This is a genomic window from Janthinobacterium sp. GW821-FHT03A03 (genome assembly GCF_059421435.1).
The window spans coordinates 30,054-53,506 of record NZ_JBWKUZ010000007.1; the positions used below are offsets into that span (position 1 = coordinate 30,054).

The 23,453-nt window shown below is 64.7% G+C and carries 22 protein-coding genes and 1 riboswitch; of the genes, 12 read left to right on the forward strand and 10 right to left on the reverse strand.

The features are described 5' to 3' along the window. The first annotated feature begins 248 nt into the window (after window positions 1-248). The 3 genes from AC07VI_RS15355 to AC07VI_RS15365 all read left to right on the forward strand — a co-directional run bounded on the left by AC07VI_RS15355 (window position 249) and on the right by AC07VI_RS15365 (window position 4,590). Entirely contained in the window at window positions 249-1,661 is a 1,413-nt protein-coding gene (locus tag AC07VI_RS15355) for a transglycosylase SLT domain-containing protein (protein WP_086147483.1), read from the forward strand. A 239-nt stretch (window positions 1,662-1,900) separates the two neighbouring features. Next, window positions 1,901-2,689 (forward strand): enoyl-ACP reductase FabI, encoded by a 789-nt coding sequence (fabI, locus tag AC07VI_RS15360; protein ID WP_086147484.1) that lies wholly within the window; start codon window positions 1,901-1,903, stop codon window positions 2,687-2,689. Window positions 2,690-3,183: 494 nt separating this feature from the next. Next, window positions 3,184-4,590 carry a DEAD/DEAH box helicase gene (locus AC07VI_RS15365; protein ID WP_071322891.1) on the forward strand — a complete coding sequence of 469 codons (1,407 nt, stop codon included), beginning with the start codon at window positions 3,184-3,186 and terminating at the stop codon, window positions 4,588-4,590. A gap of 85 nt (window positions 4,591-4,675) precedes the next feature. On the opposite strand, the gene AC07VI_RS15370 is transcribed toward AC07VI_RS15365, so the two are convergent. The 4 genes from AC07VI_RS15370 to AC07VI_RS15385 all read right to left on the reverse strand — a co-directional run bounded on the left by AC07VI_RS15370 (window position 4,676) and on the right by AC07VI_RS15385 (window position 6,262). Then, complete coding sequence (locus AC07VI_RS15370) at window positions 4,676-5,134, reverse strand: acyl-CoA thioesterase (protein ID WP_086147498.1); 459 nt, start codon at window positions 5,132-5,134, stop codon at window positions 4,676-4,678. 83 nt (window positions 5,135-5,217) lie between these two features. After that, entirely contained in the window at window positions 5,218-5,586 is a 369-nt protein-coding gene (locus AC07VI_RS15375; protein ID WP_086147485.1) for a hypothetical protein, read from the reverse strand. Between the two features lie 129 nt (window positions 5,587-5,715). Then, window positions 5,716-5,853: a hypothetical protein gene (locus tag AC07VI_RS15380; RefSeq protein WP_157792289.1), complete on the reverse strand. Its 138-nt coding sequence runs from the start codon at window positions 5,851-5,853 to the stop codon at window positions 5,716-5,718. A 235-nt stretch (window positions 5,854-6,088) separates the two neighbouring features. Continuing rightward, the gene (locus AC07VI_RS15385) at window positions 6,089-6,262 is read right to left on the reverse strand and encodes a hypothetical protein (protein WP_492994972.1); all 174 of its coding nucleotides are present in this window, start codon (window positions 6,260-6,262) and stop codon (window positions 6,089-6,091) included. 172 nt (window positions 6,263-6,434) lie between these two features. Here AC07VI_RS15385 and AC07VI_RS15390 point away from each other — a divergent pair, with 172 nt between their 5' ends. The 3 genes from AC07VI_RS15390 to AC07VI_RS15400 all read left to right on the forward strand — a co-directional run bounded on the left by AC07VI_RS15390 (window position 6,435) and on the right by AC07VI_RS15400 (window position 9,957). Further along, the gene (locus tag AC07VI_RS15390) at window positions 6,435-7,619 is read left to right on the forward strand and encodes a glycosyltransferase (protein ID WP_492994974.1); all 1,185 of its coding nucleotides are present in this window, start codon (window positions 6,435-6,437) and stop codon (window positions 7,617-7,619) included. A 189-nt stretch (window positions 7,620-7,808) separates the two neighbouring features. Beyond that, window positions 7,809-8,789: an EDSAP-1 family PEP-CTERM protein gene (locus tag AC07VI_RS15395; protein WP_086147500.1), complete on the forward strand. Its 981-nt coding sequence runs from the start codon at window positions 7,809-7,811 to the stop codon at window positions 8,787-8,789. A 106-nt stretch (window positions 8,790-8,895) separates the two neighbouring features. Beyond that, complete coding sequence (locus tag AC07VI_RS15400; protein WP_492994977.1) at window positions 8,896-9,957, forward strand: EDSAP-1 family PEP-CTERM protein; 1,062 nt, start codon at window positions 8,896-8,898, stop codon at window positions 9,955-9,957. On the opposite strand, the gene AC07VI_RS15405 is transcribed toward AC07VI_RS15400, so the two are convergent. The 5 genes from AC07VI_RS15405 to AC07VI_RS15425 all read right to left on the reverse strand — a co-directional run bounded on the left by AC07VI_RS15405 (window position 9,919) and on the right by AC07VI_RS15425 (window position 16,879). Then, on the reverse strand, window positions 9,919-11,028 hold the full coding sequence (locus tag AC07VI_RS15405; protein WP_492994979.1) for a nitroreductase family protein: 1,110 nt from the start codon (window positions 11,026-11,028) through the stop codon (window positions 9,919-9,921). The genes AC07VI_RS15400 and AC07VI_RS15405 overlap by 39 nt on opposite strands. Then, window positions 11,029-11,898: a ThiF family adenylyltransferase gene (locus tag AC07VI_RS15410; RefSeq protein ID WP_086147487.1), complete on the reverse strand. Its 870-nt coding sequence runs from the start codon at window positions 11,896-11,898 to the stop codon at window positions 11,029-11,031. Between the two features lie 112 nt (window positions 11,899-12,010). Continuing rightward, a complete protein-coding gene (locus AC07VI_RS15415) occupies window positions 12,011-13,588 on the reverse strand; it encodes a methyl-accepting chemotaxis protein (protein ID WP_492994981.1) in 1,578 nt (525 codons plus the stop codon). Window positions 13,589-13,731: 143 nt separating this feature from the next. Next, the gene (locus tag AC07VI_RS15420) at window positions 13,732-13,929 is read right to left on the reverse strand and encodes a hypothetical protein (RefSeq protein WP_010399555.1); all 198 of its coding nucleotides are present in this window, start codon (window positions 13,927-13,929) and stop codon (window positions 13,732-13,734) included. 106 nt (window positions 13,930-14,035) lie between these two features. Next, window positions 14,036-16,879, reverse strand: a complete 2,844-nt coding sequence (locus AC07VI_RS15425) for a M16 family metallopeptidase (protein ID WP_492994984.1) — start codon at window positions 16,877-16,879, stop codon at window positions 14,036-14,038. Window positions 16,880-17,064: 185 nt separating this feature from the next. After that, a riboswitch (FMN riboswitch) is annotated at window positions 17,065-17,215 on the forward strand. 94 nt (window positions 17,216-17,309) lie between these two features. On the opposite strand from AC07VI_RS15425, the gene ribB reads away from it, so the two are divergent. Then, entirely contained in the window at window positions 17,310-17,957 is a 648-nt protein-coding gene (ribB, locus tag AC07VI_RS15430) for a 3,4-dihydroxy-2-butanone-4-phosphate synthase (RefSeq protein ID WP_086147490.1), read from the forward strand. A 15-nt stretch (window positions 17,958-17,972) separates the two neighbouring features. Here ribB and AC07VI_RS15435 read toward each other — a convergent pair whose 3' ends face one another. Then, a complete protein-coding gene (locus AC07VI_RS15435) occupies window positions 17,973-19,346 on the reverse strand; it encodes an MFS transporter (protein ID WP_492994986.1) in 1,374 nt (457 codons plus the stop codon). Between the two features lie 129 nt (window positions 19,347-19,475). Between AC07VI_RS15435 and AC07VI_RS15440 the strand changes: the two genes are divergently transcribed. From AC07VI_RS15440 to AC07VI_RS15460, 5 genes are all read left to right on the forward strand, one after another. Next, on the forward strand, window positions 19,476-20,348 hold the full coding sequence (locus tag AC07VI_RS15440) for a LysR family transcriptional regulator (RefSeq protein ID WP_086147492.1): 873 nt from the start codon (window positions 19,476-19,478) through the stop codon (window positions 20,346-20,348). A 118-nt stretch (window positions 20,349-20,466) separates the two neighbouring features. After that, window positions 20,467-20,790: a hypothetical protein gene (locus tag AC07VI_RS15445; RefSeq protein WP_086147493.1), complete on the forward strand. Its 324-nt coding sequence runs from the start codon at window positions 20,467-20,469 to the stop codon at window positions 20,788-20,790. Between the two features lie 51 nt (window positions 20,791-20,841). Beyond that, window positions 20,842-21,657, forward strand: coding sequence for an MlaE family ABC transporter permease (locus AC07VI_RS15450; RefSeq protein WP_086147501.1), 816 nt, complete (start codon window positions 20,842-20,844; stop codon window positions 21,655-21,657). A gap of 52 nt (window positions 21,658-21,709) precedes the next feature. Then, complete coding sequence (locus AC07VI_RS15455) at window positions 21,710-22,735, forward strand: MlaD family protein (RefSeq protein WP_492994989.1); 1,026 nt, start codon at window positions 21,710-21,712, stop codon at window positions 22,733-22,735. After that, window positions 22,732-23,412, forward strand: coding sequence for a hypothetical protein (locus tag AC07VI_RS15460; RefSeq protein ID WP_099374911.1), 681 nt, complete (start codon window positions 22,732-22,734; stop codon window positions 23,410-23,412). The genes AC07VI_RS15455 and AC07VI_RS15460 overlap by 4 nt, the downstream gene beginning before the upstream one ends. Window positions 23,413-23,453 lie beyond the last annotated feature (41 nt).

Genomic DNA, 23,453 nt, shown 5'->3' on the forward strand with positions numbered 1-23,453 from the left:
GTGCGCCAGCCTTGCGCCAGAGACGGCGCCATGTATGCTATAACAGCGGCCGAAACACGCATTGGGCAAATTAAATTTGCAATAATGACAGCATCAGCGCGGGGAAACTCAGCCGTTTCTGATCTATTGCCGCTTATTTCCTGTCATCATGCTGACATAATTCTTGACTCCGGCATGTGGATATACGTACACTCGCTGCTTGATCATGGGTCTGTCCGATGTTTCTCCGACGACAACAATGGAACACTATGCACGAAAACTCCTTTAAATCTACCGTCCTGGCGGCGTTGGCCCTGGCGCTCGCGCCCGCCCTCAGCCAGGCGTACGAAGCCGGTGTTGAGAGCGATAACGCGCCAGTCGCCGCCACAGCACCTGCCCTGATCCCGATGGCCGCCCAGGTCACGGCGAAACTCCCCACCCTCGACAACCGCCTGCAAAAGACCGACCGCCTGCTGAAAAACCTCAGCGACAGTTCCGATCCGCTGCGCGAAGCCGACGTCTGGGGCCGCATCCGCAGCGGCTATGCGATTCCCGACATTAACAACCAGCTCGTCACCAACCACGTCAACTGGTACGCCACCCGCCCCGACTACATCGCCCGCACCACGGCGCGCGCCTCGCGCTACATCTTCCACGTGGTGCAGGAACTGGAAAAGCGCGGCATGCCGACGGAACTGGCCTTGCTGCCCTTCATCGAGTCCGCCTTCAACCCGCAGGCGTTCTCCAGCGCCAATGCGGCCGGCATGTGGCAATTCGTGCCCGCCACGGGGCGCGATTTCAACCTCAAGCAAAACATGTTCAAGGACGAGCGCCGCGGCGTGCTGGCCTCGACCGATGCGGCCCTGACCTATCTGCAGCGCCTGTATGACATGTTTGGCGACTGGCAACTGGCCCTGGCCGCCTACAACTGGGGCGAAGGCTCGGTACAGCGCGCCATCAAGAAAAACCAGGCGCTGGGCAAGCCGACCGACTTTGAAAGCCTGGCCGACCTGATGCCGGCCGAAACGCGCAATTACGTGCCAAAATTGCAAGCCGTCAAGAACATCATCGCCAATCCGGCGCAGTTCGGCCTGACCCTGCCCGTGGTCGACAACCAGCCCTACTTCACGGCCATCGACAAGACCAGCGACATCGACATCACGGTCGCCGCCCAGCTGGCCGAGCTGTCGATGGATGAATTCAAGGCCCTGAACCCGCAATTCAACCGCCCTGTCATCATCGGCGGCGAAAAGACCAAGATTCTGTTGCCGCAGGAAAACGCCGCCAAGTTCACCACCAACCTGGCGCAATGGGGCCATGCCTTGTCGAGCTGGACCACGCACAAGATCACCAACGCGCGCGAACGCATCGAAACCCTGGCGTCGAAATTCGGCACCACGCCCGACGTGCTGCGCCAGGCGAACAACATTCCGCAGCGCACCAGCCTGCGCGCCGGCTCCACCATCCTCGTGCCGAAGACTTCGGCCACGATGAACAAGGACATCACCCAGGAAATCGCCGACAGCGCCACCATGCTGCTGGAAGCGGACCGTCCGGAACGGGCCGCCAAGGCGTTGCGCCGCGCCGCCAAGGGCGGCAAGGCGCAAACGGCGCCAATTTCCCTGGTGAAGCCGCGCATCCAGCGCGGCGGCGGCAACAACCGGGCAAAAGCGCGCCATTGAGTACATCTGACATAAGCTACTGCGCGTCGTGATTTGCAGCCTGCGATGCTCACCGTACTAAAAGTACGGTTGCGCTTCTCAGGCCAACGGGGGCGCCGAGCCTCACTTCCGCTCGCTACGGTTCTGTCAGGCGTTGTTAGGCGTTGCAAACCACCCGACATCTGATTTCCACCGGCCGCCACAGCTTTGCTGTCGCGGCCGGTTGCACATCCGACCTACCCACCCAGACAGGAGTCATCATGGCTTTCTTGCAAGGCAAAAAAATCCTCATCACGGGCTTGCTGTCGAACCGCTCCATCGCCTATGGCATCGCCAAGGCTTGCCACCGCGAAGGCGCGACGCTGGCCTTCACGTATGTGGGCGAACGCTTCAAGGAGCGCATCACGGAATTCGCGGCGGAATTCAACAGCGAACTGGTGTTCGACTGCGACGTCGGCAACGACGAGCAGATCGCGGCCGCCTTCCGCGACCTGGCGCAGCACTGGGAACACCTCGATGGCCTCGTGCACGCCATCGGCTTCGCCCCGCGCGAAGCGATCGCGGGCGACTTCCTTGACGGCCTGTCGCGCGAGAGCTTCCGCATCGCCCACGACATCTCCGCCTACAGCTTTCCCGCCATGACCAAGGCCGCCCTGCCCCTGCTGCGTCCGGGCGCCTCGGTGCTGACCCTGACCTACCTGGGCGCCGTGCGCGCCGTGCCCTATTACAACACCATGGGCCTGGCCAAGGCGTCGCTGGAAGCGTCCGTGCGCTACCTGGCCGAATCGCTGGGCCCGCGCGGCATCCGCGCCAACGGCATCTCGGCCGGCCCCATCAAGACCCTGGCCGCCTCCGGCATCAAGGATTTCAGTAAACTCCTCGGTTTTGTCGCCGAACACGCCCCGCTGCGGCGCAACGTCACCATCGAGGAAGTGGGCAACACGGCCGCCTTCCTGCTGTCGGACCTGGCCTCGGGCATCACGGGCGAGATTACCTACGTCGATGGCGGCTTTTCGCAAGTGATGGCCGTCAATCCCGAAGTGGAATAATGCGGTGACGTGTACCGATCTGGCGGCATGCCAAGGGAAAGTATCAGCTGGAGCCCGGCCTGCACGACAGACGCCGCCGCTGCCCGCCGACATCGTGGCCATGCTCAATTAAGCGCGCAAAATCTACGTATTTCTACTGATTTCACATAGAAAACAGCATCAAAACGTGGTAGGACGCGCGTTTCTTCCCATTTAGGCAGTGCAAAACGGCGGCAAATACGGTATAGTGTCGTTGTGCGCTGCAATATGTTCCCTTGAAGCGATGGCAACACCGCAGTTATATGCACTACAAACTTAGCAGCTTCGCAAGCCTTAGCGCATCCACAGGATGCCGCTTATAAAGCCCTCCCGCCTTGTGTGTCGCACCTGACACCGTCCCGGCGCAAAGCTTTTGTGCCGAAATTTCTTTCTAGTTGAGTCATTTCGTTTTGGTTGGCGTTGCTATTTTGCGTTCTGCTTTTTGCAAGAACGCTGATTTTTACGAAAGAAAAAGAATGACATTTGAATCCTTAGGCCTGCATCCGTCCATCCTCGCCGCTCTGACCGAATCGGGCTACACCGCGCCAACCGCGGTACAGTCGCAAGCGATTCCAGCCGCGATCGAAGGCCGTGACCTGCTGGTCTCGTCGCAGACCGGTTCGGGCAAGACGGCAGCTTTCATGCTGCCATCGCTGCACAAACTGGCCAGCGCCGAACAAAGCGCCGCCGGCAAGACGCCGAACCAGGAAATGCAGGCATCGCGCGCCCGCGGCGAGCGTCCACGCTTCAAGGCTGCCCAGCCAAAAATGCTGGTGCTGACGCCGACGCGCGAGCTGGCCCTGCAAGTGACCACCAATACCGACAAGTACAGCACCGGCATCCGCCGCATCAAGGCTGTGTCGATCCTGGGCGGCATGCCTTACCCTAAACAGATGCAATTGCTGGCCAAGAATCCCGAGATTCTGGTCGCTACCCCAGGCCGTCTGATCGACCACATGGATTCGGGCAAGATCGACTTCTCGCAACTGGAAATCCTGGTGCTGGACGAAGCCGACCGCATGCTGGACATGGGTTTCATCGACGACATCGAAAAGATCGTCGAAGCGACGCCGGAAGGCCGCCAGACCATGCTGTTCTCGGCAACCCTGGACGGTGTCGTCGGCAACATGGCGCGCCGCATCACGAAAAACCCGCTGGTCATCCAGGTGGCGAGTTCGAGCAACAAGCATGAAAACATCACGCAGCGCGTCCACTTCGTCGACGACCTGTCGCACAAGAACCGCCTGCTGGACCACCTGCTGCGCGACGAAACGCTGGACCAGGCTGTTGTGTTTACCGCCACCAAGCGTGACGCCGACACCATCGCCGACCGTCTGAACATCGCCGGCTTCTCGGCTGCCGCCCTGCACGGCGACATGCATCAGGGCGCGCGCAACCGCACCCTGGACGGCATGCGCCGCGGCCAGGTCAAGGTGCTGGTCGCCACCGACGTTGCCGCCCGCGGCATCGACGTGCCGACGATCACCCACGTGTTCAACTACGATCTGCCGAAGTTCCCGGAAGACTACGTCCACCGCATCGGCCGTACCGGCCGCGCTGGCCGCAATGGCCTGGCCATCTCGCTGGTGAACCACGCTGAAGGCATGAACGTCAAGCGCATCGAACGCTTCACCAAGCAATTGATCCCGGTCAATGTCATCGAAGGTTTCGAGCCGAAGAAAACAGCATCGGCGCCACGTTCGAGCGCCCGTCCAGGCGGCTGGAAACCAGGCGACAACCGTGGCGGCGCGAAGCCGGGCCAACGCACGTTCAGCAAGCCGGGCGCACCACGCAAGGACGGCGCGCCGAGCACCGGCGGCGGCTACAAGGGTTCCAACCCGCGCAGCACCGACGGCGCGCGCCGCAGCTACGGCGACCGTTAATCACGGTTTGCCATTGCCTCTAGGCATGCAATAAAAAACGGCCGCCAGATCGCTCTGGCGGCCGTTTTTTTATGTCCGCAACGCTTTATTTCTTCGACACCTTCTGGCGCGACAGCTTGCGCAGCTTGGCCTGCTCGAAGCGCAGCTGCTGCTCCGGCGTTTCCAGCGCCAGCGGTGGCACGGCCACGGGCTTGCGGTTGGCGTCCACGGCCACCATGGTGAAATAGCAGCTGTTGGCGTGGCGCACCAGGCGCTGCTGGATGTTTTCCGTCACCACGCGGATGCCCACCTCCATCGATGTCGTGCCCGTGTAATTGATCGAGGCGAGGAACGTCACCAGCTCGCCCACGTGGATGGGCTGCAGGAACATCACCTGGTCCACCGACAAGGTCACCACATAGCTGCCCGAATAGCGGCTGGCGCAGGCGTAGGCGACGCTGTCGAGGTATTTCAGGATGGTGCCGCCGTGCACGTTGCCGGAAAAGTTGGCCATATCGGGCGTCATCAGGACCGTCATCGTCAGTTCGTGGGCCGACCAGTTCATCGCGCTGTCCAAAGTATTCTCCAAGGGGAAATAATAGGGGGATGTGAAAACCGGCCCCAGGGGCCGGCGTCAGGGACAGGCTGTTACAGTCCCAGGGTGTCGATGTCGGCCAGCGATTCGCGGCCCTTGTCGGAAATGTCGTGGCCCTCGCCCTCGGCGCGCGCCACGATGTGGGCTTTCTTGCCCAGGAAGTAAGCCACGTCCGTGTCCAGCTTGGTCAGCGGATCGCTTGCCACGGCGCGCAAGCCCATGATGCAGCGGCGCAGGAACAGCAGTTGCTGCGCCTTCTCGGTGATGGACAGACGGCCATCGCGGGCGTAGCTGAGCAGCTTCAGGCCGGACAGGCGCTTGGCATTGCGGGCAACGCAAGCGCTGGGGCGCTCGGTCTTGATGCCGCGTGCAACCTGCTCCAGCGCGTCATATTCATCGGTTGTTAATTTCTCGTTCTTCATTACTTTTCCATAAAAGGCCAGGTGTTCGGCCCCCATGGTACGCGCCCCGCTGCGCATCGGCAACAGGCAACGCAAATCTGGCGCCGCCCGCCGTGCGGCCGGGCGGCTGAAACACGAGCGTGAGCGCCCTTATTTGTAGGTGCGCAGCAGCAGCCATGCCAGGCCGCAGCCTGCCACGGCGCCGGCCAGCGCCAGCGCCACGAGGTGTTTGCTGCTCATCACAGGACGCCGTCCCAGGTAGATTTTGTTATGCAAGGAATTGCCCATGATGGTCTCCTGTACAAGAATTTTTATGATGTCTCATTATAAGAACAGAATCGTGACGGCCGCATGACACACAGCAGTTAGAGCTTGATTTGTATCCACTCGGCAACGTTTATTGGCATTTTTGTTGTTTAATTGGCGTGGCAATCCAGTCGCCCGCGCAATCCATTTCCGACTAGAAATAAGCAGCGCGGCGGCGCATGGCCGGCCGCCCAGGCGGGCGGCGGGAGCCTTGCGGTCAAGCCATCCTGACGGGCGGCGGCGGCGGCGTCGGTTCCTCGACGGGCACGGGGTCCGTATGCGGCGGCTTTTCCGGCGGCGGCTTGAGCGGATCGCCTTCGGGCGGCGGCGGGATATCCGGTTCGGGCGTGCTGTGCGCACGCAGCGTGGCGTGACGGGATGGTGGCTGCATGGTGATCTCCTTTGCCCCCACTCTAGCCGATGGTGCAAATCCCCGTCGCCCGCCTGTGGCAGGCGCCGGGGAACCAAACGGCGCGGCGCCACTCCAACCTTGCACGCATGAGCGTTACCTCGCGGGAAAGCTGGCAAGACGGCAAGCAATGGCGCGCAAAAAAATTCTTTTCATGGCAGAGGCAGTGACCCTGGCCCATGTCGGCCGCCCTCTGAGCCTGGCTCAAGGCCTGGCCGAGGATGACTACGAGGTGCATTTTGCCTGTACCGGCGGCTACGACTTCTGCTTCAAGCAGGCGTCCTTCCGGCGCTGGCATATCGACAGCATTTCCTCTCAGCAATTTCTGCAGGCGTTGGCCAGCGGCAAGCCTGTCTACACGGAAAGTACGCTGCTGCGCTACGTGGAAGACGACCTGCGCCTGCTGCAAGCCGTCCAGCCCGACCTCGTGATCGGCGACTTCCGCCTGTCGCTGTCCGTCAGCGCCCGCCTGCAGCATATTCCCTACCTTGCCGTCAGCAACGCCTACTGGAGCCCGTACGTGCGCCAGCATTACACGGTGCCCAGCCTGCCCCTGACGGGCGTGCTGCCCATCTGGCTGGCCGATCCCCTGTTCCGCCTGGTACGCCCGCTGGCCTTCGCCTCGCACGCCGTGCCGCTGAACCGCGTGCGGCGGCGCCACGGCCTGCCGTCCCTGGGCGGCGACCTGCGCCGCACCTACACGGAAGCGGACCGCACCCTGTATGCGGATATTGCGCAACTGTTCCCGCCCCATGCCATGCCGCCCACGCACGACTACCTGGGCGCCGTCATCTGGGCGCCGCCGCTCGAACTGCCGGACTGGTGGCAGCGCCCTGAACTGAGCAGCGGACGCCCCATCATCTATGTCACCCTGGGCAGTTCCGGCCAGGGCCAGCTGCTGCCGCGCGTGCTGCGCGCGCTGGCGCCCCTGCCCGTCACCGTGCTGGCGGCCACGGCCGGCACCGTCCGCCTCGACGCCGTGCCGCCGAACGCCTTCGTCGCGCCCTTCCTGCCCGGCGACGCGGCCGCCCGGCGCGCCAGCCTGGTCATTTGCAACGGCGGCAGTCCCACCAGCCAGCAGGCGCTGACGGCGGGCGTGCCCGTGATCGGCATCGCCGGCAACCTCGACCAGTTCCTCAACATGCATGGCGTCGCCGGCGCCGGCGCCGGCCTGCTGCTGCGCGCCGACCGCTTCCAGGAAACGGCCCTGCGCCATGCCGCCACGCGCCTGCTCGACGACGCCCCCACCCGGCTGGCCGCGCGGCAACTGGCGAACGCCTTCCGGGCTTGCCTGCCGGGACCGCGCCTGCTCACGCATATGCAAGCGCTGCTGCAGTGACGGCCCGGCGTCGGCTTTTTTTACAGCACGCCTGACAACACCTGCATTACGTCAACAAAAGCACGCCAAGTCCTTGATTTCACACGCACCTCATGCCTTGGCATGGAAGTCGCTTAGGTCTGGCCATGAGCACCTGCCCACAGGACTCAGGCAAGACTTCCAGACTCACTCAACCACGAGGTGAACAAAATGAAATTTTCTAAACTGAAACTGCTCCCGGCCGCGGCGGCACTGGCCATGCTGTGCGCCGCCGGTAGCGCACAGGCGGGCGCCTACGGCTATTCCTACAACAACATCTTCGGCCTGCAGATTGCCGCCGCCACGGGCTCCATCACCGCCCTGAACAGCACCACGATCTCGCGCGCCACGGCCACCCTGAATGGCGTGAGCGTCATCAATGGCGGTCCCGGCCTGCTCGACTCGCCCCGCGCCGCCGTCGGCGCCGTCACCAAAGGGGAAAACAATTTCACGCAACAAGGCCCCACGGGCAACTACTCGCGCGGCGACGCGCAGATCGTCAGCACGCAGTTCCCCTCGTTTCCGCCCGGCTCCACCTCCACGCAGGCCGTGAACGTGGCCGAAGCCCACCTGGACGACCCTGCCGGCACTGCCGACGCCTCCGGCCGCAACGGCTCGACCACGGGCTTCTCGGTCAACTTCGTCGTCGGTTCGCCAACGGCAACGCTGAGCTTTGACTTCTTCTCGTCGCCATTCATGCAAGTCTTCCTGCAAAGCACGGTGGGCCAGCTGTCCACGGCGACAGCCAACCTGGTGGTGACCTTCACCATCACGGACTCGACCGGCGCGACCGTCTTCAACTGGACCCCCGATGGCGTCATCGGTTCCGGCATCTTCGGCGGCACGGAATCGGCTGACGCGGCCAACCTGAACACCAGCCTGGCGACCAACTTCCTGACGCGCGGCAACCTGTTCACGTATGACCCCACCGGCTGCGGCACGCCTGGCGGCACGGGAGTGGGCACGGCTTGCGGCGGCAACTTCAGCGCCGTCAGCAATGCCCTGGCGGCCGGCAACTACACCCTGACCTTGAATGCCGTGGAAAGCGTGGACCTGGTGAAGCAAGCTGCGCCCGAGCCCGGCACCCTGGCCCTGCTGGGCCTGGGCCTGGCAGGCCTGGGCTACGCCAGCCGCCGGAAAATCGCAGCCTGAACCATGTAACCGGGGGGCATTCACAGGCGAGGGAAGTCTCCTCGCCTTTTTTATGCCGCGCACTGTCGGCTTTCCTTACAACGTACGCCAGCACATGAGGATTTTCATGATGACTTTTTTCTGTACACGGCTGCCGGCGGCCGTGCTGACCCTGCTCTTGCTAGGAAGCAGCGGCGCTGCCAGGGCGACGGCGTACGGCTATTCGTATATCAACGCCTATGGCCTGACCATCAGCAACCCCAGCGGCTCCATCAGCCTGGTCAGCAATATCGACTTGTCGCGCACCACGGCCAGCCTCAATGGCAGCGGCGTGATACGGGGCGGCAGCAACGAAATCGATGCGCCGCAGGCGGCGCGCGGCGCCGTCAGCAAGGGCCAGAACGATTTTACGCAGCAAGGCATGGGCAATGCCTCGTACGCGCGCGGCGACGCGCAAATCATCAGCTCGCAGATTCCCCCCTTCCCGCCCGGCTCGACCAGCACGCATACGGTGAATGCGGCGGAAGCCTTCCTGACTGGCGCCGGCACCGCCGATGCATCGGGGCGCAACGGTTCCAGCACCGCCCTGGCCATCAACATCGTTGTCGGCGAGCCCGGCGCGACCCTCGCGTTCAATTTCCAGGCCCAGCCCTACATGCAGCTGTTTCTGGACGCCCAGGCCGGCCTGGGCTCGTCCGCCAGCGCGAACGTGGGGCTGACCTTTACCCTCATCGATGAAAATGGCCAGGTCGCCTTCAACTGGGCGCCCGACGGCACGCTCGGCTCCGGCATACTGGGCGGCACCGAACTGGCCGACAGCGCCAACCTGAATACCGGCTACGCGCAGAGCCCGCTCACCAGCGGCAGCCTGTTCACCTACGATCCCACCGGCTGCGGCGCCCCCACGGGCACGGGCAGCGGCACCGATTGCGGCGGCCTGTTCAGCGCCGTCACCGACAACCTGGCGGCTGGCAGCTACACGCTGGTCTTGAACATGATCAACAGCACTGAACTGGCCTACGTGCCGTCGAGCACGCCCATGCCGTCGCCAGGCACGCTGGCCCTGATGGCGGCGGGATGCGCCGCGCTGGCCAGCATGCGGCCAAGATGGCGCGCGCCATGGCGTCAAGCCGGGCCATCGCCAGGCGCCCTATTCGCCCGGGCCCGAGGCCACGATCAGATCCCGTAGCGGCCGGCGCAAGGAACGCGCCTGGGCCGCCGGTCCGGCGCCTATGCGCCCGAGAAACACGGCCCGGTCAAACGCCGCCGGCCCCAGCACGGTCTGGCACTGCACGGCCAGCTCCTGCGCCAGCTCCAGCATGCCCTCGGTGCGCGAAAAGGTGCGCCGTTCGCGCACGTAGCGGGCGAAGATCAGCGGCGTCAGTTCCGGCTGCAATTGCAGGCCCAGCCGCGTGGCCGTCAGCCAGAAGCGCTGCATGGCGCGCCCGGCCGCCACGTAATCGTCCGTGTGGCGCGGCGGCGCGGCGGCCAGCAGGGCGAAATGCGCGGCGCACGAGATGCCAGGCAGCAAGTCCATCTGCAGCCGGGGCGCCAGCGTGCCGGCCAGCCAGGTATTGAAGAAATCCACGCGGCGCCAGCTTTGCATGACCCAGCGCATCAGGCGCGCCGTCATCGGGTCCACGCCCAGCGCCTGGTCGGGGATGCGGTCGGCGCTGAAGCGCGCGCCCCATTCGATGACGTCGCGGTGCACCTTGTGCGCCTCGGGCATGGTCAGGCGCAGCTTCGCATTGTCGAACATCAGCCGCGCGCAGGCCAGGCGCGCGCGCCCGCCCTCGTACCACTGCACCGTGTAGCCGGGCGGCAAACAGGCATCGAGCGCGGCCTTTTCGCTGGCCCGCAGCCGGCGCGTGCTGAGCCGCCGCCGCTGCACGCTGCGCCGTGGCAAGAAGGCCGCCAGCGGGTCGGGCGGCATGCCGGGGCTGTCGACCAGCAGCACTTCGAAGGTAGGCAGGGTGTCGGGCATGGCCATGCGCCGCCGCGCCTCCATGCGCAAGCCGTGGCTGCTGGCCGCCAGCGCCAGGCTTTCGAGCAAGGCGCCCAGCGACAGCTGGCTGGGATGGCCGTCGAGGTCGTACACGCAGTGGCTGCGCGTATCGAAGCCATGCACGACGACGTGGCGCGGCTCGACGATTTCAAAGCGCCATGGCTGCGTGTTGTCGCCGCTGGGCGCCCAGCGCGCCTGGTCGAGGATGTTTTCCAGCACAGAATCAATCTGCGCGATCTGCGCTGCCTGCCCCATTTACGCCTCCTGCGCCGCGCGGCGGCGCTTGATGATGGCCATTGCCAGCCGTTGCAGCGGGTGGCGGTTGCCGCCCGGGCGCCAGGTATGCACGAGCTTGTTGCGGTAGGCATCGAAATGCATGCCGTGCGGCGCCGCCAGGACCTTGCCCCTTTTCAATAAAATCTTCAAGGCTTCCGTGGCGGCCGCGCCCGCGCACAGCTGGCAGCCCATGATGGTTGACGGCCCGCGCCGCGCCTTCAGGTTGATGGCGGACGGATCGACCAGATACGGGCCGTGCAGGCCGGCCGGCGCCAGGCCGACGAGAAAACGCAGGGCTTTTTCTTCTTCCGGCAAGTCGCCCCAGCCAAAGTATTCTTCGAACGTCATGCCGCCCGGCAAGAAATTGAGCACCGCCGTGCCCATGCCCAGCGGTGCGGCCGTGATGGCGGGTATGCCCAGGCGCGCGCAGGTGACGAAGGTGGCCTGGCGCGCGGGAAAGGCGAAGAAATCCAGGCCGTCCACGTACAGGTCGACGCCGTCGAAAAACGCCGCCAGGTTGCTCGCGTGTATGCCGTCGGGAAACTGCTTGATGTCAAGCTCGGGATTGATGTCCGCCGCCATGCGCGCCAGCACGTCGGCCTTGGGCTGGCCCAGCGTGGACATCATGGCGCCGGCCTGGCGGTTGAAATTGGCGATATCGAAGGTGTCGAAGTCGGCGATGTGAAAGGCGCCGATGCCCAGCCGGGCCAGGGTCAGCAAGTGCACGCCGCCCACGCCGCCCATGCCGGCGATGGCCACGCGCTTGCCGCGCAAGCTGTCCTGCTCTGCCTGCGTGACCCAGCCCAGGTTGCGGGCGAACGCCGCGTGGTAGGAAAAACCGTCCGTCATGCTCACCTCGTATCGACATCCCCAGGGGACCAAGGAAGGTTCGACAGCCGGCCAGGTGAAAAGTTCCTCCAACGCTGAAGGAACCTGTGCTGCTTCTACAGAGGCGCCAAGGCTAGCGCGGCAAACGGGCCTGCGCCGCCCTGCCGGCCGGACGCGGCGCCGCTGCCGTGGCGCCCACCTTGAACACGCTGACGATCTGCGCCAGGCCGGCCGCCTGCTCGTTCATGGCTTGCGCCGCCGCCGACGCCTGCTCCACCAGCGCCGAGTTTTGCTGCGTCATATTGTCCATTTCGACGATGGCCTGGTTGATCTGCTCGATGCCGGCGCTCTGCTCGGCGCTGGCCGAGGAAATCTCGGCCACGATATCGGTTACATGCCGCACGCTGGAGACGACCTTTTCCATCGTCTCGCCCGCCAGCGCCACGAGTTTTTCACCGGCGCCCACCTGTTCGGCGGAACTGTCGATCAATTGCTTGATTTCCTTGGCGGCCGCGGCCGAGCGCTGCGCCAGGTTGCGCACTTCCGACGCCACGACGGCAAAGCCACGGCCCTGCTCGCCTGCGCGCGCCGCTTCCACGGCCGCGTTCAAGGCCAGGATATTGGTCTGGAAGGCGATGCCGTCGATGACGGCGATGATGTCGCCGATCTTTTTCGACGAGGCATTGATGGCGCCCATGGTGTCGACCACCTGGCTGACGACGCCGCCCGCCTGGCTCGCCACTTGCGAAGCGGAAATGGCCAGCTGGTTGGCCTGGCGCGCATTGTCCGCATTCTGGCGCACGGTCGAGGTCATCTCTTCCATGGTCGAGGCCGTTTCTTCCAAGGAACCCGCCTGCTGCTCCGTACGGGCCGACAGGTCGTGGTTGCCCGAGGCGATCTCGCCCGAGGCCGTGGAAATGGCGTCGGCATCGTTGCGCACCTGGCTTACCAGGTGCGCCAGGTTGTCGCGCATGGCCTTGATCGCCATCAACAGACTGGACGTATCGCCGGGGCGCGTGTCGATGTGCGTCGTCAGGTCGCCCTTGGCGATCTGCGCCACGATGGCGGCCGCATAGTCGGGTTCGCCGCCGAGCTGGCCCAGGATGCGGCGCAGCATCAGGGCCGCCAGGGCGCCCACCACCAGCATCAGCGCGCCGCCGATGGCCAGCAGCACGCCCGCCTGGGCCCAGAACTTGTGGTTGATGTCATCGATGTAGGTGCCCGTGCCGACCAGCCAGTCCCACGGCGCAAATTTCACCACCGCATACATCTTCGCCACCGGATCCTTCACGCCGGGACGCGTGCCATCCGCCTGCACCATGCCGATGCGGCTGTTGGCCAGGGCCGCGCGGTAGCGGTCGCCCGACTGCTTCATGTTCTTTTGCGGCGTGCCGATACGCGCAGGATTCGGGTGCACGTACAGCAAGTCGGTGCTGAAATCGCGCACGAAGTAATACATCTCGTCCTTGACGAAGCTGCCGATGGCCAGCTTGGCCTGCTGCTGCGCCTGCTCACGCGTGAGTTTGCCCGACTGTTCCAGCGCATACGCCTTTTCCACCGAGGCATTGGCCAGCTCGACCAGCACCGTCAATTGCTCGACGCGCTCGGCCATCATGGTCTGGCGCAGGGAATACAGGGAAAAGGAAGCGATGAGGACGATGCCCAGCAAGGTGCTGAAACACAGGAGGAGAACGCGCGAACGGAGAGTCATGGGAGCCTGGGTAAAGATTAAAATGTGGAATTATAAACAATTTCCACGTGGAAATTTTTTCAGAAAAGCGAAGCGGGCGGCGCTACCAGGCTGATGCCCGGCAGGCACCGCCCGCATATGTTTTGCTGAAGTCTGACTGAAGGTCAGGCCAAGGCTTCCTTGGCCGCCTCTTCGGGCGTCAAGCCATCATAGAACTGGTCGGTAAACCACTCGACCTGCTCTTCGATATGATCCTGCGCCTGCGCCACGGTGGCGCCGCCGGCCACGAGGAAGCCTTCGACTTCGATACACCAGTTGATCAATTCCAGGGTTTCCGGATCGAGTTCTTCTTTCTTAGCCATCGTGCTGTCCTTGCGTATTTACGTTATAAAACTGCGGTATCACATCCATTGCCGACAGTTTAACAGCTTCGCCGCCATGCCGATGCATGCACGTGCTCAAGGAACATTACTTTACCGCAACATTCTTGCGCTCGGGATACAAGACCACCTGCACATAGTTGTTCATGTCCAGGTAGCGCTGCGCCGCCAGCTTGACGGCTTGCGGCGTGATGGCCCGCACGCGCTGCTCGTAGCGCAGGATGTGCGCGGGGTCGCGGCCCTGGGTCACGGACGCCAACAGCTGGCTCATCCAGTAGTTGTTTTCCCGCAAGGACTTCTGCTGGCGCGTGATCCAGTTCAGCTTGACCTTTTCCAGGTTCGCCGCCGAGGGTCCGTCCGTCTTCATCTTGCCGATTTCGGCAAAGGCGGCCGCGATCACCTTGTCCACGTTTTCCGGTCCCGTCGGCAAGTTCAGCGCCACCGAATAATAGCCATACGGATGCTGGCCCATGGCCGTCTCGAAGCCGCCGCCATAGATCATGCCCATCTTTTCACGCAGCACTTCGATGACTTTCAGGTTCAGCACCTCGCCCAGCGCCTGCAGGGTCAGTTTCTGCTCGTCCGAATACGCCACCTTGCCATTGAAGGAGATGGAAATCGTGCTCTTCGGCTCGCTGCCCATGTAGACATCCTTCTTGACCACGCCGCTCACGGGGCGCAAGCCCACGTCGCGGTAGGCATGCGGCACGTCGCCCACGGGCAAGGTGCCCAGGTAGCCGGCGATCAGCGGCTTGATCTTGTCGATCTGAAAACTGCCCGCGAAGATGAAAGTCATGTCGCGCGCGCTGGAAAAGCGCTGGCGGAAGATCTCCAGCGAGCGCTCCAGGCCCACCTTGTCGAAATCGGCCGCGCGCGGCACGCCGTCGACGCGGGGACTGTCGCCGAACGTGGCGCGCTGGACGGCATCATAAAACACGGCTTCCGGCTGCGCCATGCTGTTTTTCGCCAGGTCCTGCTGCTTGCCGATGAAGGACTGGTACAGGCCCGCATCCTTGCGCACGTCGTTGAAATACAAATACACCAGCTGCAGCATGGCTTCCACGTCGGCGCTGCTCGAGGACGCGCCAAAGCCTTCGCTCAGCTCGCCCAGCGAGGCGCCCACGTTGACGGTCTTGCCCGCCAACACCTTCTGCAGATCCAGCGGCCCCAGGTCCTTCAAGCCCATGCTGCCGACGACGGCGCTGGCATAGCGGGCGTTATAGATGTCGGCGTCGCCGAACAGCGACTGGCCGCCGAAGCGGGTCGAGCCCATCAGCACCTGGTCGTTCTTGAAGTCCGTCGGTTTCAGCAGCACGCGCACGCCATTGCCCAGGATCAGTTCCGTCACGCCGATGGCGCTGTTGAGCTTTTCCGAAACGATGCTGCCGCCGGCCGGCGGGCCGTCCATCAGCTTGCTCGCCAGCACTTTCTCCGTGCGCGGCTCGACCTTCTGCTGTTCCGCCTGCGCCACGGCGGCGAGCAATTGCTGCTGCGTCGGCACGTTCGAGGCCGCATCGCCCGCCTGCGGTTCGGCGCCCATGAAGACCACCAGTTTCTTTTGCTGGTCGGGGATGACCTTGGCCACCGTTTCGTTGATTTCCTGCAAGGTCACCTGCGGCAGGAGCTGCTGCGCGTACAGCAATTCATTGGCGATGCCGGGGATGGCTTCCTGTTCCAGGAAGTTGCGCGAATACTCGGCCACGAAGCCCGAGGAATCGGATTTGTCGCGTTCGCTGTACGCGCGCTCGTAGTTGCGCAGCATGTCCTTGCGCGCGCGGTCCAGTTCGTCCTGGCTGAAACCGAAGCGGCGCGCCCGCTCGTCTTCCTGCACCAGCGCATCGATGGCCGGCTGCACGCCGCCCTTGCCCAGCAAGGCGTACGCGCTGAACGATTCATAGCCGCGCACCAGCTTGCCCATGCTGCTGCCGCCCTGGATGAACGGCGGATTGGCTTGCTGCGACAATTCCTGCATGCGCGCGCTGAGCATCTGGCCATACAGGTTCTCGATCATCTGGCGCCGGTAGTCGGCGATGGTGACGGGCTCCTGCGCGGGACGGATGGGGTAGCGGATGAAGACGCTGTCATCGGGCGCTTCCTTGTCCGTGATCACCAGCGCTTCCGTCTGCGCGCGCTGCGGCACTTCCGCATACAGGCGCGGACGCGGCTGCGCGGGATTTTTCAGCTTGCCGAAATGCCGGCGTATCATCGCTTCGGCCTGCTTCGGCTCGACGTCGCCCACCACCATCACGGCCATCAGGTCAGGACGGTACCAATCCTTGTAGAAACGCTTGATGGCTTCGGGCTTGAAGGTTTTCAGCACGGATTCCTTGCCGATCGGCATGCGCTGCGCATAGCGCGAACCGTTCAGCAGCTTCGGATACAGCACCTTGTTCATGCGGTCGCTGGCGCCCTTGCCCAGGCGCGCCTCTTCCAGCACGATGCCGCGTTCGCTGTCGATGTCGGCCGGATTGAATTTCAAGCCGTGCGCCCAGTCTTCCAGCACGAGGAAACCCTTTTCCAGGTTGCCCTTCCTGTTCGTCGGAATCGGCAGCACGTAGACGGTTTCATCAAAGCTCGTGTAGGCGTTCAGGTCGGCGCCGAATTTCACGCCGATCGATTGCAAATAGGAAATCAGCTCATTGCGCTTGAAATGCGTGGAGCCATTGAAAGCCATGTGTTCCGTGAAATGCGCCAGGCCTTGCTGGTCGTCGTCTTCCAGGATGGAACCGGCTTTCACCACCAGGCGCAGTTCGACTTTCTGCGCCGGACGGGCATTTTTCTTGATGTAGTAGGTCAAGCCGTTCGGCAATTTTCCTACGGTAACTTCTGGCGCCAGCGGCAGCGGATCGCTCAAACGGATTTCCGCCTGGGCCATGCAGGCGCACGCCAGCAAGACGGCGCCCGAGATCAGGCGTAATGTACTCAGCTTCATGTATTCTCAACGGTAAAATTCAGTAGGCATACCTTACACTGAAATTCTGTTTCCGCCATTAAAAACAGCTTAGGGAAAACTGCTTTCCCCAGGCAACTTTGCCGAAGAACAAACTCAACAGTGCCCTGCCAGGTTTTTTCAATTGTGCTAAAGTATTGCCGCCGGTCATGTGGACCGGCACAACAATACGTCTTCGGGGCGGGGTGCGATTCCCCACCGGCGGTAAGACCGGCAACGGTCAAGCCCGCGAGCGCTTTCCAGGCACCGCTTGGCGAGGTCAGCAGATCCGGTGTGATTCCGGGGCCGACGGTATAGTCCGGATGAAAGAAGATGTGCAGTAGTGTGATGTCCCGTCGCCACGGCGATGCGGCCAGTTGCGTCTATTCGCTTGCCCTGCAGCGTTTTTCGCCTATGCGAGGAGCGTTTCACCATGTTAGTCAACAGCTATACCCTGCTTTCCAACGACCTGGAAGGTCGCATCCAGTCCGCCCTGGCCGCCATGCGCGCCGGCGTGCCCGTCATCCTGCTCGACGATTTCGACCGTGAAAACGAAGCCGACCTGATTCTGTCTGCCGAGAAAATCACGCATGAAACCATGGCTTTGCTGATCCGCGAATGCAGCGGCATCGTCTGCCTGTGCCTGCCGACGGATGTCGTCAGCGCGCTGGAGTTGCCGCCCATGTCGTCCGACAACGGCAGCCGCTACGGCACACCGTTCACCGTCTCCATCGAGGCGCGCGACGGCGTCACGACGGGCGTGTCGGCCGCCGACAGGGTCACCACCATCCGCGCCGCCATCGCGCCAAATGCCAAGCCGGCCGACCTGGTGCGCCCCGGCCACGTATTCCCCCTGCGCGCCGCGCCCGGCGGGGTGCTCGAGCGCCGTGGCCACACGGAAGGCTCCGTCGACCTGTCGCGCCTGGCGGGCCTGAACCCGGCCGCCGTGCTGTGCGAGCTGATGAATCCGGACGGCACCATGATGCGCGGCGACGATATCGAGCGCTTCGCCGAACTGCACGGCATGCCGATCCTGACCATCGAGGAACTGGTGGAATGGCGCAGCAAGCACGGCCAATAAGCGCGCAGTAAGCGTTCAGGCGGCCGCCGCGGCCTTCGGCAACTGCACGTGTTTGTACACGAGGCCGGCCGCCAGGCCATACGCGGCGGCGATCGTCGCGTAGGCCAGCGGCAGGCGCAGCGACCAGTCCGGCAGCGTGTGCAGGATGCTGCCGATCAGGGCCACGCCCACCAGCGCGCCGATCTGGCGGTTGGCGTTCAGGGCCGCCGCCGCGCTGTTCGCATGCCGCTTGCCCGCCACGCGCATCACGGTGGCCGTCATGGCGGGAATGGCGATGCCGATGGCGATATTCATGACGGCCGTGCCCAGCGCCAGCCAGCCATACGACGTGCCCGGACGCAAGCTCATCAGCAGCAAGGCCATCACGGCCCCCACCAGCAAGCCCGCCAGCATGGGCAGGCGCGTGCCATGACGCGCCGCAATACTTCCCGCCATATAGTTTCCCACGGTATAGGCCGTCATCATGGGCAGCAGGCGCAAGCCCGATTGCAGGGCGTCGGCGCCGCCGGACTGCTGCAGGAACAGGCTCAGCAAGAACAATTGCCCGAACACGCAGAAATTGATCAGGAAACCCACGCCATTGGCCGCGCCAAAGCTGCTGCTGTGAAACAGTTCACGCGGCAACAACGGATGGCTGCCGCTGCGCTCGCGCCGCAGCAGTTGCGCGGCCGACAGTACCGTCAAGGCCCCCGCCGCCAGCACGCCGGCCGACAGCCAGCCCAGCACGGGGCCTTCGATCAGCACGAAACTGAGTCCCGCCAGCGCCGCCACGCCCAGCGCATGGCTGAACAGAGACAGATCGCGCGGCTGGCGCGCCGGCGCCACCAAGAGCAGCTGCGCCATGACGATGGCCAGCAGGCCCAGCGGCACGTTGACCCAGAAGACGCTGCGCCAGCCGAACTGGTGCACGAGGATGCCGCCGATCAGGGGGCCGGACGCGCCGGCCACGCCCACCAGCGCCGACCAGGCACCGAGCATGCGCGTGCGTTCGCGCTCGTCGTCAAAGCTGTGCGTGAGCAGGCTGAGCGAACTGGGCATGAACAGGGCCGCGCCCGCGCCCTGCAGCAGGCGCGCCGCCGTCAAAAAATGCCCGTCGGGCGCGGCGCCGCACAACACCGAGCCGAGGATGAAGACGCCGAGGCCGCCCTGGTACACGGCTTTCGGCCCGTAGCGGTCGGCCAGTGCGCCGCCGGCCAGCAGCAGCGCGGCAAACGTCAAGGTGTAGCCGTCGACCACCCATACCAGGCCCGTCAGCGGGATGCTCAGGTCCAGCGCGATATCGGACAGCGCCACGTTGACGGCCGTGACGTCGAGCATGGCCATGACGAAGCCGAAGGCCAGGGTCAGCAGGATCAAGCCGCTGGCGCGGCGTGGTGGTGAGGCAGTCATGGTATTCCTTGCAGTAACATGGGCAGCCAGTATGCGAGCATTGCGCGATGCAGTAAACAGGCATAAACTCGGCACCTTGATGCAAAAATGCATCAATATAACGACAGGAAAAAACCATGGATCGGGCTTATGGACTGGGATAACGCGCGCATCTTTCTGGCCATCGGCCGGGCCGGCACCCTGCGCGGCGCGGCTGCCCTGCTGTGCATCGACCAGGCCACCTGCGGGCGCCGCCTGACCGCGCTGGAGGCGTCGCTGGGCGCCACCCTGTTCCTGCGCACGCCATCGGGCTACGTGCCCACGCCGGCCGGCGAGCTGGCCTTGCACGCCGCCGAAGCGATGGAGCGGGCGGCCGACAAGCTGCAGCGCGAGATGCAGGGCGTCGACACCCGTTTAAGCGGCCTGGTGCGCGTGGCCACCACCGACACCATGGCCAGCCATTTCGTCATCCGCGCCATGCAGCGGCTGCACGCGGCCCACCCGGACATCCGCATCGTGCTCAACGTGGCGCCCGCGCTGGCCAGCCTGACGCGGCGCGAAGCGGACCTGGCCGTGCGCGGCGTGCGCCCCACCGACCCGGACCTCATTTCGCGCCACCTCGTCAAGCGCAGCCTGGGCCTGTACGCCTCAAAAAGCTACCTGGCCGAACGGGGCGAACCCGTGCGCGGCACGGCGCTGGCCGGCCACGACATCGTCATCTACCACCAGTCCGTGACGCCGCGCCATGGAGAGAAGATCGCCGGCGAGCCCGTCGCCAACGCCCGGGTCGCCATGGAAGTCAATTCGGCGGCCATGCTGCAGGAAGCCACGCGCGCGGGGCTGGGCGTGGCCGAGCTGGCCACCCACCTGGGCGACATCGACCCGCAGCTGGTGCGCATCTGGCCCGAGCGGGCGGAAAGCTATGACGTGTGGCTAGTCATGCATGCCGACCTGAACCGCTCTGCCCGCGTGCGGGCGGCGGCCGACGCCATCATTGCCAGCGTGGCCGTCCCGCCTGCGTAAGCGCGAATAGTCATTCCTAAAAGAAACTATATTTCTTGCGAATCTGATAAAATTCGCCCCCGCCGCGCGCAGCAGCCGCCACCCGCCGCGGAATCCCTCAATCCCCTGGAGAATTTTTATGCTTATCTGGCAAGGCTTCGGCATACTCGCCCCCGTCATCTGTTTCATCGTCGTCGTAGCCGCGCAAGCGCTGTTCGGCGCCACCCTGGGCGAGGCATACACAACCAGCCACACATGGCCCCTGGCCCTGGCCTTCCTGCTGGCAGCGGCCGCCAGCTGGTCTGCGGGCGTGCGCCTGAACAGCGCGCCCGGACGCGAACTGATCGACCCGGCCACGCAGGAGCGCGTGATCCTGCGCCAGCGCCACACCCTGTTCTGGATCCCGATGCAATACATCGCCGTGCTGATGGTCGTCATGGCCGGCTTCGCCCTGTTCAAATAGGCGCGCACGCCAGCCGTGGCCGCAAGGCCGGGCTGATGTTAAGATGCCATGATGACCGCATCCGTCTCCCTCATCATCAGCCTGCGCCGCCTGCACCGGGCCACCATCGCCTGGCTGGGCAGCTGGTGGCGCCTGCTGCATTTCGCCATCCTCGTGTTTTCGCTGGCCCTGTCGCCATCGAGCTATAACCGCGACCACCGTCCCATCCTCGCGCACCGCCTGGTGACGAACACGGCGCCCAATCTCGTGTGGTTCAGCGTCGCCTGCGCGCTCGTCAGCCTGGTGCTGATCCGCATCGTCGTCGTCAGCGCGCAAAGCTACGGCCTGTCGCGTTATGCGCTGGAAATGGTGGTGCGCGTGCTGGTGCTGGAACTGATACCGCTGACGGCCGCCCTGTTCGTCGCCCTGCGCCTGACCCTGCCTGACGGCATTGCGTTTGCGCAAATGCGCTCTTCCGGCATGCTCGACACCATGCAGCGCCAGGGCACCGACCTGCTGCGCCGCGAATACTTTCCGCGCGTCATGTCCGGCATCTTCGCCGTGTGGATGCTGGCCATCGTCAGCTGCGTCACCTCGCTGGTCCTCGCCTACCTGACGATCTACGGTTTTACGCCATGGGCGCTGCAAGGCTACACGCGCGTCGTGGGGCAGATATTCAATCCGGCCGTGGCCCTGATCCTGATGCTCAAGGTGGTGTTCTTCAGCTTTGCCGTGGCCCTGATCCCGCTGGCCTCCTCGTACTACCCGGAAGACCCGCGCGGCCGGCGCAACCGCCTGTGGGCGGCGCACGGCCTGTCCGAAATGCTGCGCCTGTTTTCCGTCATCCTGCTGATCGAAGTGGCCTCGCTGATGGGCAATTACTACTGATGCCCGCCCGTTGCCAGCGATCCCGATTTCCCCCATACCAGAGCCCGACGCCATGAGCCAACCCCAAAATCCCGACCAGGTCGACGTCACGGCGCCCGCCGGTCTCACGCAAGATCCCGTCCTGCCCGCGCCGCCGCCCGTGCGCCACGCCGAACTGAAGGCGGCCATCCTGCTCGTCTTCATGTTCGCGCTGGTGGTCGGCTCGGTCGTCTACCTGATGTATGCGCGCGGCGCCTTCGAGGCCACGCAAACCCTGGTGCTGACGGCCGACGATTCCGACGGCGTGGGCGTGGGCGCCGACCTGACCTTCTCCGGCTTTCCCATCGGCCGCGTGCGGCGTATCGAACTGGCGCCGGACGGCCGCGCGCGCGTCATCATCGACGTGCCGCGCAAGGATGCGCACTGGCTGCGCAGCAGCTCCATGTTCACGCTGGAGCGCGGCATCGTGGGCGGCGCCAAGCTGCGCGCCTACAGCGGCATCCTGACGGACCCGCCGCTGCCCGACGACGCCACGCGCGACCTGCTGGTCGGCGACATGGCGGCGGAAATCCCGCGCCTGCTGGCCGCCGCGAAAGACCTGCTCAACAATGTGGCCAGCCTGACGAGCGCCGATTCCGCCCTCGACGGCACCCTGCGCAATGTGCAGGCCGTGACGGGCAAGCTGAGCGGCCCGGGCGGCGCCATGGGCTTGCTGACGGGCGACGACAAGCAGTCGCGCCTGCTCGTCGAGCGGGCCAACGCCCTGCTGGTCACGGCCGACCAGCTGGCGCGCCGCACGGATGGCCTGGTGGCCAACGCCGATACGCGCGTGTTCGGCGACAAGGGCGTGATGACGGATGCGCAGGCCACCATCGTGCAATTGAACGCGCTGCTGGCCGATACGCGCGCCAGCCTGAAAAAGGTCGACGCCGTGCTGGTCGAGGCGCAGGCCGTGGGCGCCAACGCCCGCGCGGCGACCGCCGACCTGGGCCCGCTGCGCGCCGACGTGGAAAGCAATCTGCGCAAGGTCGAGCAGCTGGTCAATGAAATCAACCGCAAATGGCCGTTCAAGCGCAATCCGGAGATCAAACTGCCATGAGAAATATCAATATCGTCCTGTCCGCCCTGGCCCCGCTGTTGTGCACCGCGCTCGCCGCCTGCTCCGGCGGCCCGCCCGTGCCCGACTGGAAGATGAATGCGCAAAGCTCGGTCGAGCGCTTCCAGGCCGCCTACCTGGGCGGCAACGCCCTGGTCGAACAGACGGAATTCCGGCGCGCCCGCAGCCAGGTGGCGGGCACGGGCAAGCTCGAACTGGTGGCGCGCATCGAACTGCTGCGCTGCGCCGCGCGCGTGGCCAGCCTGGCCTTCGAGGACTGCGCGGGCTTCGACGCCCTGCAGGCCGACGCGAACGACGCCGACCGCGCGTATGCGGCTTACCTGGCCGGCAAGGCGCAAGCGGCCGAGGTCGCCCTGCTGCCGGAAGCGCAGCGGGCGGCCGCCGGCGCCGCATCCGACACGGCCGCCGCCGGCGCCGTGGCGGCCATCGATGACCCGCTGTCGCGGCTGGTGGCGGCCGGCGTGCTGCTGCGCGCGGGCCGCGCCACTCCGGCGCTGCTCGACACGGCCGTCGCCACGGCCTCGGACCAGGGCTGGCGCCGCCCGCTGCTGGCCTGGCTGGGCGTGCAGCGCCTGCGCGCCGAACAGGCGGGCGACGCGCAGGCGGCACAGCGCATCGCGCGGCGCATGGCCATCGTGGAGCAGCCGCCGGCGCCCTGAAGAGGGCACCGGCAAGCCCAAGGCAGGCAGAATCGGGCATA

What these genes read in the sequence shown, in the direction of transcription:
- AC07VI_RS15355 (WP_086147483.1), top strand. Translation starts at nt 249, where the DNA reads ATGCACGAAAACTCCTTTAAATCTACCGTCCTGGCGGCGTTGGCCCTG.
- fabI (WP_086147484.1), top strand. Translation starts at nt 1,901, where the DNA reads ATGGCTTTCTTGCAAGGCAAAAAAATCCTCATCACGGGCTTGCTGTCG.
- AC07VI_RS15365 (WP_071322891.1), top strand. Translation starts at nt 3,184, where the DNA reads ATGACATTTGAATCCTTAGGCCTGCATCCGTCCATCCTCGCCGCTCTG.
- AC07VI_RS15370 (WP_086147498.1), bottom strand. Translation starts at nt 5,134, where the DNA reads ATGAACTGGTCGGCCCACGAACTGACGATGACGGTCCTGATGACGCCC.
- AC07VI_RS15375 (WP_086147485.1), bottom strand. Translation starts at nt 5,586, where the DNA reads ATGAAGAACGAGAAATTAACAACCGATGAATATGACGCGCTGGAGCAG.
- AC07VI_RS15380 (WP_157792289.1), bottom strand. Translation starts at nt 5,853, where the DNA reads ATGGGCAATTCCTTGCATAACAAAATCTACCTGGGACGGCGTCCTGTG.
- AC07VI_RS15385 (WP_492994972.1), bottom strand. Translation starts at nt 6,262, where the DNA reads ATGCAGCCACCATCCCGTCACGCCACGCTGCGTGCGCACAGCACGCCC.
- AC07VI_RS15390 (WP_492994974.1), top strand. Translation starts at nt 6,435, where the DNA reads ATGGCAGAGGCAGTGACCCTGGCCCATGTCGGCCGCCCTCTGAGCCTG.
- AC07VI_RS15395 (WP_086147500.1), top strand. Translation starts at nt 7,809, where the DNA reads ATGAAATTTTCTAAACTGAAACTGCTCCCGGCCGCGGCGGCACTGGCC.
- AC07VI_RS15400 (WP_492994977.1), top strand. Translation starts at nt 8,896, where the DNA reads ATGATGACTTTTTTCTGTACACGGCTGCCGGCGGCCGTGCTGACCCTG.
- AC07VI_RS15405 (WP_492994979.1), bottom strand. Translation starts at nt 11,028, where the DNA reads ATGGGGCAGGCAGCGCAGATCGCGCAGATTGATTCTGTGCTGGAAAAC.
- AC07VI_RS15410 (WP_086147487.1), bottom strand. Translation starts at nt 11,898, where the DNA reads ATGACGGACGGTTTTTCCTACCACGCGGCGTTCGCCCGCAACCTGGGC.
- AC07VI_RS15415 (WP_492994981.1), bottom strand. Translation starts at nt 13,588, where the DNA reads ATGACTCTCCGTTCGCGCGTTCTCCTCCTGTGTTTCAGCACCTTGCTG.
- AC07VI_RS15420 (WP_010399555.1), bottom strand. Translation starts at nt 13,929, where the DNA reads ATGGCTAAGAAAGAAGAACTCGATCCGGAAACCCTGGAATTGATCAAC.
- AC07VI_RS15425 (WP_492994984.1), bottom strand. Translation starts at nt 16,879, where the DNA reads ATGAAGCTGAGTACATTACGCCTGATCTCGGGCGCCGTCTTGCTGGCG.
- ribB (WP_086147490.1), top strand. Translation starts at nt 17,310, where the DNA reads ATGTTAGTCAACAGCTATACCCTGCTTTCCAACGACCTGGAAGGTCGC.
- AC07VI_RS15435 (WP_492994986.1), bottom strand. Translation starts at nt 19,346, where the DNA reads ATGACTGCCTCACCACCACGCCGCGCCAGCGGCTTGATCCTGCTGACC.
- AC07VI_RS15440 (WP_086147492.1), top strand. Translation starts at nt 19,476, where the DNA reads ATGGACTGGGATAACGCGCGCATCTTTCTGGCCATCGGCCGGGCCGGC.
- AC07VI_RS15445 (WP_086147493.1), top strand. Translation starts at nt 20,467, where the DNA reads ATGCTTATCTGGCAAGGCTTCGGCATACTCGCCCCCGTCATCTGTTTC.
- AC07VI_RS15450 (WP_086147501.1), top strand. Translation starts at nt 20,842, where the DNA reads ATGACCGCATCCGTCTCCCTCATCATCAGCCTGCGCCGCCTGCACCGG.
- AC07VI_RS15455 (WP_492994989.1), top strand. Translation starts at nt 21,710, where the DNA reads ATGAGCCAACCCCAAAATCCCGACCAGGTCGACGTCACGGCGCCCGCC.
- AC07VI_RS15460 (WP_099374911.1), top strand. Translation starts at nt 22,732, where the DNA reads ATGAGAAATATCAATATCGTCCTGTCCGCCCTGGCCCCGCTGTTGTGC.